Source organism: Paenibacillus oryzisoli (assembly GCF_001653565.1).
GTDB classification, from domain to species: Bacteria; Bacillota; Bacilli; order Paenibacillales; family NBRC-103111; genus Paenibacillus_E; species Paenibacillus_E oryzisoli.
Window position 1 is genome coordinate 182739 of record NZ_LYPB01000074.1, and the last position, 8797, is coordinate 191535.

General features: G+C 41.6%; 7 protein-coding genes. All 7 read left to right on the forward strand.

Annotated features, from left to right (window positions below; all coding sequences use genetic code 11):
- The first annotated feature begins 17 nt into the window (after positions 1 to 17).
- The 7 genes from dnaN (at position 18) to A8708_RS21015 (ending at position 8465) form a co-directional block, all read left to right on the forward strand.
- Complete coding sequence (gene dnaN / locus A8708_RS20985; protein ID WP_068667032.1) at positions 18 to 1160, forward strand: DNA polymerase III subunit beta; 1143 nt, start codon at positions 18 to 20, stop codon at positions 1158 to 1160.
- Positions 1161 to 1172: 12 nt separating this feature from the next.
- Positions 1173 to 1388 carry a S4 domain-containing protein YaaA gene (gene yaaA / locus A8708_RS20990; protein WP_057314181.1) on the forward strand — a complete coding sequence of 72 codons (216 nt, stop codon included), beginning with the start codon at positions 1173 to 1175 and terminating at the stop codon, positions 1386 to 1388.
- 27 nt (positions 1389 to 1415) lie between these two features.
- Positions 1416 to 2534 (forward strand): DNA replication/repair protein RecF, encoded by a 1119-nt coding sequence (gene recF, locus A8708_RS20995; protein WP_068667033.1) that lies wholly within the window; start codon positions 1416 to 1418, stop codon positions 2532 to 2534.
- 5 nt (positions 2535 to 2539) lie between these two features.
- Positions 2540 to 2788, forward strand: a complete 249-nt coding sequence (gene remB / locus A8708_RS21000) for an extracellular matrix regulator RemB (protein WP_068667035.1) — start codon at positions 2540 to 2542, stop codon at positions 2786 to 2788.
- 35 nt (positions 2789 to 2823) lie between these two features.
- The gene (gyrB, locus tag A8708_RS21005) at positions 2824 to 4740 is read left to right on the forward strand and encodes a DNA topoisomerase (ATP-hydrolyzing) subunit B (RefSeq protein WP_068667037.1); all 1917 of its coding nucleotides are present in this window, start codon (positions 2824 to 2826) and stop codon (positions 4738 to 4740) included.
- A 48-nt stretch (positions 4741 to 4788) separates the two neighbouring features.
- Positions 4789 to 7281, forward strand: a complete 2493-nt coding sequence (gene gyrA / locus A8708_RS21010) for a DNA gyrase subunit A (protein WP_068667039.1) — start codon at positions 4789 to 4791, stop codon at positions 7279 to 7281.
- A 116-nt stretch (positions 7282 to 7397) separates the two neighbouring features.
- On the forward strand, positions 7398 to 8465 hold the full coding sequence (locus tag A8708_RS21015) for an HD-GYP domain-containing protein (RefSeq protein ID WP_068667059.1): 1068 nt from the start codon (positions 7398 to 7400) through the stop codon (positions 8463 to 8465).
- Positions 8466 to 8797 lie beyond the last annotated feature (332 nt).

Sequence of the window (8797 nt, forward strand, 5' to 3'; positions counted from 1 at the left end):
ACTGCAGGAGTGAAGTCATGAAATTAACTATCCTAAAAGACCATTTAATCGAATCCATTGGTCACGTTTCCAAAGCCATATCCTCTCGAACAACGATACCCATTCTTACAGGGATCAAAATAGATGCAACCTTAAGCGGTGTTACGCTAACGGCTAGTGATACCGACATTTCAATTCAAAGCTTTACCGCAAGTGAAAACAGCACAATTAAAATTATTGAACTTATTCAAGCTGGGAGTGTCGTACTTCCCGCTAAGTTTTTCGTTGAAATTATTCGTAAGCTGCCAGCTCAGCTCATTGAAATTGAAGTAAAAGCGAACTTCCAAACGATTATTCGTTCAGGTTCTTCCGAAATTCAAATCATGGGCTTAGATCCAGATGAGTATCCGCTGCTTCCAGAAATTGAAGAAAGCAAAATGCTTCGCCTTCCAAGTGATTTGCTTAAAACGATGATTAAACAAACGTCTTATGCGGTATCAACGAATGAGTCGACGCCGATTCTTACAGGTGTTCTTTGGAACATTTCAGGTGATAAGTTGAAGTTTATCGCATGCGATCGTCATCGCCTGGCAAGTAGAGAAGTAACTGTTGATAATGAGCAAGCTCAAAACCTGCCTAATATCGTTATTTCAGGACGCACCTTGAATGAATTAAGCAAAATTTTGCCTGATCAAAACACCCTTATAGATATAGTTATTGCGGACAACCAAGTTTTATTCAAAATTCAATCCATTTTATTTTATTCGCGTATCTTAGACGGCACTTACCCGGATACATCTAAGCTCATTCCACAATCCTTTCAAACCGAAATGGTGGTTCCAACGAAGGAATTGGCCGAAGCGATCGATCGTGCGTACCTTCTTTCCAAAGAAGACAAAACGAATATTGTTAAGATGATGATGCTAGAAGATAAAACCATCGAAATCTCATCCAGCTCCTCCGAACTAGGAAAAGTAACCGAACAAATAGCTTTGCAGCATATCGTTGGTGATTTACTTAAGATTTCTTTTAACTCCAAATATATGTTGGATGCACTTAAAGTACTCGACTCCGAGTTTATCCAAATTGGATTTACAGGTGCTATGCAGCCGATCATTATGAAACCGCAAGATTCGACGAGTATTTTACAGTTAATATTGCCATACCGAACAACGAATTAAGGGAGCGCTCCGATGAAACAAATAGTTATCAACACTGCATATATCACGCTGGGTCAGTTTCTGAAATTATCAGACTGCATATCCACAGGTGGACAAGCTAAATTTTTCGTTGTGGAAACAAAAATTGAAGTGAACGGGCAAGCTGAAAATCGCAGAGGTCGGAAACTTGTGCCGCAGGATATCGTCAAGGTAGAAGGTTTTGGACAATTCGAGGTCATAGGCTCCTGATCGGAATAACCAGGGGGTTGATCGGCCATGTTTCTGAACAAACTCATACTCAGTCATTATAGAAATTACGATCATGTTGAATTGACAACATCGAATAATGTGAATATTTTCGTCGGGCCAAACGCACAAGGTAAAACGAATTTATTGGAATCAATTTATGTGATGGCCATGACCAAATCTCATCGTACACACCAGGATAAAGAACTGATTGGTTGGAATGGTGAACAAACCCTGCTGCATGCAGAGATTCAGAAATTGTACGGAAACTGTAAACTGGATCTCTCCATCTCTTCCAAGGGGAAAAAAGCGAAGATTAATGGTCTTGAACAAAAAAAACTCAGTAATTTTATTGGTGCACTAAACGTTGTCATGTTTGCGCCTGAAGATTTAGAGATCGTCAAAGGGACGCCTGGTATAAGACGACGTTTTCTTGATATGGAAATCGGTCAAGTGCAACCATCCTATATTCATGACTTATCCCAGTATCAGAAAATATTGGTGCAACGGAACAATTATTTAAAGCAAAATTACCCCGGAAAAAGCACGCCTGACGCCATGTTGGACATTTGGAATGAACAATTAGCACAGTATGGTGTTAAAATTATGAAAAAGCGTCAAAACTTCATAAAGAAGCTTCAAAAATGGGCGGAGAACATCCACAGAGGAATAACCAACGATAGTGAATCGTTAGTCATTCGCTACTCCCCTTCTTTTGACATGGAGCCATTTGAAGATGAATCTGTTTTATTAAACCAATTTATGATAAAGTTATCTTTGGTGAAAGATCAGGAATTCCGAAGAGGCGTAACTTTAGTGGGCCCTCATCGTGACGATCTTCTCTTTTACATAAATGATAAAGAAGTCCAAACGTACGGTTCCCAAGGGCAGCAGCGTACAACCGCGCTATCACTTAAGCTAGCAGAAATTGAGCTCATTCATGAGGAAGTAGGCGAATATCCGCTGCTATTGCTAGATGATGTCCTATCGGAGCTGGATGAATATAGACAGACACAGTTAATACGCACGTTTCAGCAGAAAGTCCAAACGTTTATTACGACAACAGGTCTAGAGAGTGTTCATTTGGACCAACTGGATCATGCTTCCGTGTTTCATGTTTTGAAAGGAAATGTAAGCGGCAGGAGCTGAGGAGCATGTTTATTCATTTGGGTGGAGAAAAAATTATTAGAGCGTCTGAATTAATTGCTATATTTGATATTTCGATTGAGAAGTCATCCAAAATATCAAAGCAGTTCATTGGGCAGGCAGTGAAGGATAAAAGAACAGAGCAAATTGGTGAGGAAGATTGTAAGTCGCTAGTTGTTACCAAAAATAAAGTCTACTATTCCCCCATTTCCTCAACCACGCTCAAGAAAAGAGCTAACCAGTTATTGACGAATTAACTTCTTTTAATATAAAAAAGCAGGTGAAGAGTAGCATGTCTGTGAATCAAAATGCGTACGATGACAGTCAGATTCAGGTTCTGGAAGGTTTAGAAGCCGTTCGCAAAAGACCGGGTATGTATATTGGTTCTACTAGTGCCCGAGGACTGCACCATCTCGTTTGGGAAGTTGTAGATAATAGTATCGACGAAGCTTTGGCCGGATTTTGTACAAAAATTGACGTTATTGTCCATAAAAATAATAGTGTAACTGTTATTGATAATGGGCGTGGAATTCCAGTTGGGGAAAATGCCAAGCTGAAAAGACCGACACTTGAAGTTGTACTTACCGTGCTCCACGCAGGTGGTAAATTCGGTGGCGAGGATTCTGGTTACAAAGTGTCAGGTGGTTTGCACGGTGTAGGTATTTCCGTAGTTAACGCGCTGTCTGAGCACTTAACGGTGCAAGTAAAGAATAAAGGCCAAATTCATCAACAAGAATACCGCCGCGGAACACCGCAATATGATGTGAAGGTTATAGGTGAAACGGAAGAAACGGGCACCACGGTTACGTTCCAACCGGATCCTGAGATTTTTAAAGAAACGGTTGAATACGATTTTGATACATTACAATCCAGAATTCGTGAGCTTGCTTTCTTGAACAAAGGCATCGAGATTAACTTAATTGACGAGCGCACGGATACGGTAGCAACACATATGTACGAAGGTGGTATTATGTCCTTTGTGCAGCATTTAAATCGCAACCGTGAAGTTGTCAATGAAGTTCCGATCTATGTAGAAGGCGCTAAGGACAACATTTCGATCGAGATTGCTCTCCAATATAACGATAGCTATACGGAGAACATCTACTCCTTTGCTAATAATATCAATACACACGAGGGCGGAACGCATGAATCAGGTTTCAAAAGTGCGCTGACACGGATCCTGAATGACTACGCTCGTAAAAATAATTCGATCAAAGAAAGCGACTCGAATCTTTCTGGAGATGATGTGCGCGAGGGTCTCGCTGCGATTATTTCCGTGAAAATTCCAGAGCCGCAGTTCGAAGGTCAAACGAAGACAAAACTGGGTAACAGTGAAGTTCGTGGTATTGTGGAGTCACTTTTCGCAGAGAAATTGCAAGAATTCCTAGAAGAGAACCCGGCTGTCGCTCGTAAGATCCTTGAAAAAGGTATCCAAGCTGCTAGAGCAAGAGAAGCTGCGCGTAAAGCTAGAGAATTGACTCGCCGTAAGAGCGCTCTTGAAGTTAGTGCTCTGCCAGGCAAACTAGCAGATTGCTCTTCCAAAGACGCCTCGATCAGTGAGATTTACATCGTAGAAGGTGACTCTGCAGGTGGTTCAGCAAAGCAAGGTCGTGACCGACACTTCCAAGCGATTCTGCCTCTGCGTGGTAAAATTCTGAATGTAGAGAAAGCACGTTTGGATCGTATCTTGTCCAATACCGAAATCCGTGCCATGATTACAGCTTTCGGCACAGGAATTAGTGATGACTTCGATATTGCAAAAGCACGATATCACAAAATTATCTTGATGACAGATGCCGATGTAGACGGTGCGCATATTCGTACCTTGCTGCTTACCTTCTTGTACCGCTACATGCGAAAACTAATTGAGAATGGCTATGTGTATATTGCACAACCACCTCTTTTTAAGCTGGAGCGTAATAAAACAATTCGATATGCCTATAACGAAAAGCAACGTGAAATCATTATGCAAGAGTTTGGTGAAGGCGTGAAAGTCAATGTCCAACGTTACAAAGGACTTGGCGAGATGAATCCTGGCCAGCTTTGGGAAACCACTATGGATCCTGAAAGCCGCACACTTTTACAAGTGACGATCGAAGATGCTATAGAAGCAGATACACTCTTTGACTCATTGATGGGCGATAATGTAGAGCCTAGACGTGATTTTATCGAGGAACATGCGAAATACGTGAAAAATTTAGATATCTAACGTCGTCTGAGACGTTGCAAACGATGTAAGCTTTCAGGAGGAACATTCATGAGCGAAGAATTACATTCGCAAGTCAAAGAAATTGACATTTCGACCGAAATGCGTACATCCTTCTTGGACTATGCGATGAGTATCATTGTCAGTCGCGCACTGCCAGATGTTAGAGACGGTCTGAAGCCGGTTCATCGTCGTATCTTGTTTGCGATGTCTGAACTGGGTATGTCGCCAGATAAGCCACATAAGAAATCAGCGAGAATCGTTGGCGAAGTTATCGGTAAGTATCATCCGCACGGTGATACGGCGGTGTACGAAACGATGGTTCGGATGGCACAAGATTTCTCCCTACGGTATATGCTTGTTGATGGGCATGGAAACTTTGGATCAATCGACGGAGATATGGCAGCAGCCATGCGTTATACCGAGGCTCGTCTATCGAAGATTGCTATGGAGCTTCTCCGTGATATTAACCGAGAGACAATCGATTACAAACCAAACTACGATGGCGAAGAAAATGAACCCGTCGTTCTCCCTTCTCGTTTCCCGAACTTACTTGTTAACGGTAGTTCAGGGATCGCCGTAGGTATGGCAACGAATATCCCTCCTCATAACCTAAGAGAGGTTATCGAGGGTATTCAAATGATGATCGAGAAACCTGATGTCACGTCAATGGAGTTAATGCAAGCCATCAAAGGACCTGATTTCCCAACGGCCGGATTCATTCTTGGACGCGAAGGCATCAGATCAGCCTATACCACAGGTAGAGGCTCCGTTACGATGAGAGCTAGAACCGTCATTGAAGAAAATAATAATAAGGCTAGAATCATTGTGAATGAGCTGCCTTATCAAGTAAATAAAGCAAGATTAGTAGAGAAAATTGCTGAGCTTGTACGTGAGAAGAAAATCGACGGGATCACAGATCTCCGAGATGAGTCAGACCGCAACGGGATGCGTGTAGTAATTGAGCTGCGACGTGATGTTAATCCTAACGTAGTGCTGAACAACTTGTTCAAACAGACAGCTATGCAATCCAATTTCGGGATTATTATGCTCGCTCTCGTCAACGGTGAACCTAAAGTCTTAAATCTTCGTGAGATGCTGCATTATTATCTAAAACATCAACAAGAAGTTATTCGTCGTAGAACCGAATTTGATCTGCGTAAAGCGGAAGCTAGAGCGCACATTTTGGAAGGTTTGCGTATTGCACTTGATCACCTGGATCAAGTCATTGCATTAATTCGTTCTTCCCGTACAACGGATGAGGCGAGAGAAGGACTCATGTCGACATTTAGTCTGAGTCTGGATCAAGCACAAGCCATTCTCGATATGCGTTTACAGCGTTTAACTGGCTTGGAACGTGAGAAGATTGAAGCCGAATATGCGGAACTCATGAAGAGAATTGCTGAACTCAAAGCGATTCTTGCTGATGAGCAGCTAATTCTTGGGATCATTAGTGAAGAGCTGAATGAAATCAAAGAAAAGTTCGGCGACGAGCGACGTTCGGAGATTACAGTCGGTGAAGAAAGCATTGAAGACGAAGACTTAATTCCACGTGAAGATGTCGTTATTACCATTACTCACACAGGCTATATTAAGCGCCTACCGGTTACGACCTATCGGAACCAAAAGCGTGGCGGTCGCGGTGTTGTAGGTATGGATACAAAAGATAATGACTTTGTCGAACATTTATTCGTAACGAATACGCATCATTATCTGATGTTCTTCACGAATAAAGGGAAAGTCTATCGCTTAAAAGCTTACGAGATTCCAGATTTGAGTCGTACAGCTCGAGGGACACCAATTATTAACCTGATTCAAATCGAACAAGGAGAAACCGTTAATGCGGTAATTCCTGTGGAGAGCTTTGAAACAGAACAATATCTTTTCTTTGCAACGAAGCAAGGTGTTGTGAAGAAAACGCCAATTGATGATTATTCAAATATTCGTAAGGGTGGGTTAATTGCCATCAATTTACGGGAAGATGATGATCTCATTGGGGTTAAGCTGACTGACGGTAACCAGGGAATTATTATGGGAACCAAGTTAGGGATGTCCATTCACTTCCCAGAGAGCGATGTGCGTTCAATGGGCAGATCGGCTACGGGAGTAAAAGGTATTCATCTGGATGATGAGGATGCTGTCATCGATATGGACGTTGTTCATGAAGATAATAGTGTGCTTATTGTAACATCCAAAGGTTTCGGTAAACGGACGCCTGTTTCCGAGTATCGCATCCAAACACGTGGCGGTAAAGGTATCAAAACTTTGAATGTTACGGAGAAAAACGGCCCGATTGTCGGTCTCAAAGTGGTACAAGAAGATGAAGATCTGATGATTATTTCAGCATCGGGAACAGTTATTCGTACAAGCATGGACGGTATTTCTGTCATGGGACGCAATACGCAAGGTGTTCGTCTGATTAACATACGTGAAGATGATGAAGTAGGAACGTTGGCTCGCGTTCAGAAGAACGAAGAACAGAACGAGTCTGAGGAAGACGGCGACTGGGAAGAGTCAGCAGAAGCAACAGAGTCAGAGGAATAGAAAAACTGCTATCAGTGTAAATTGATTGTAGTAAAATGTAGGGATGGGGGCTTACAAACCCATCCTTTTTACTTTACAATATGAAGTATATGAAATAGTAAGGTGAGTGAATGACCGTGCCGACAGTAGCCGTTTCACAAATAAAATATGGTGAAAGATTAGGCGATAACGTAACAACTAAGATGGGAAATATACTTTTTCATAAAGGAAGAGTCATTCAGGAAAGAGAACTTGAAATTCTGAGAGCATTTCTCATTCCTTCTGTTTATATTGAGTCTATGAATAGCAATGAAGTAGAACAAGAGAGTGAAGAACCCAAAGTTAAAGAAGTTGAGGCTGTTCATCCTTTTTATGCGGAATATCAGAACATGGTGAAACTGCTCAAGCGAGTATTCCTTCTTGCTAATGGCGGTCAACCGCTTCCTATCTTAGAAATTCGTACAGGCCTCGAAGCGCTAATTCGGCACATTGATGCTTATAAAGTACTCACCTTCACACCTAAGAATCGGAATCTACATGAGTATATTTATCATAAAAGTATTCTAGTAAGCTTGACCTCATATTCCTTAGCAAGATGGGCAGGTCTCCCGCAGAAGGATCTACTTCAAATCGCTATGGCAGGTCTGCTTCACGATATTGGTACCAGCAAAGTAGATCGCACACTTATCGAGAAGAAGAGTCCTCTAACTGCTGCAGAAATGGACGAGATAAGACATCATACATTGATTGGCTATCAAATTCTTAAGAATATGTCAGGCATTAATGAAGGTGTGAAACTAACAGCCCTTCAGCATCATGAAAGAGAAGATGGTTCAGGCTACCCACTCGGCGTAAAGTCTGACAAGATTCATATGTATGCCAAAATTGTCGCTATCGCTGACATCTATAATGCAATGACCAATGAACGCTATTACAAATCCGCTCTATCACCTTACGTAGTATTAGAGCAGTTGTTGAACGAATCTTTCGGTAAAGTTGATCCAACACTTGTCCAAGTCTTTATGAACAAATCCACACAAATTAGTAACGGGACGCTAGTCAAACTAAGCGATAACCGTGTAGGTGAAATCGTATTCTCTGACCGTTCACATCCTACAAGACCGTGGGTTAATATCAATGGTACAATTGTTAACTTAACTGTTGAGAGAAATCTGTTCATACAAGATGTAATCGGCCATATTTAAAATGAGATAGTTAGCCTCACTCGCCAACAGAGTGAGGCTTTTTACTACATAGAATCGTATAAGTTAGTTAATTTGAAAGTAATTTGTAATAAAGCTTGCAATCCTTACAGGTATTTGTTATATTACTCCTTGTCGCTTCGGCGGTGAAACAAAAGAACGAAAGAAATTAAAAAAAGTTCTTGCAATTGAGTAGGCCGATGTGGTATATTGATCAAGTCGCCTTTGAGAGGCGAAGGATTAATAAGGGAAATATTGATCTTTGAAAACTGAACAACGAGTGAGTAAGCACAGTCGAGTAATCGACTATAAAAGAGATTGCAAAATCTCGCTAG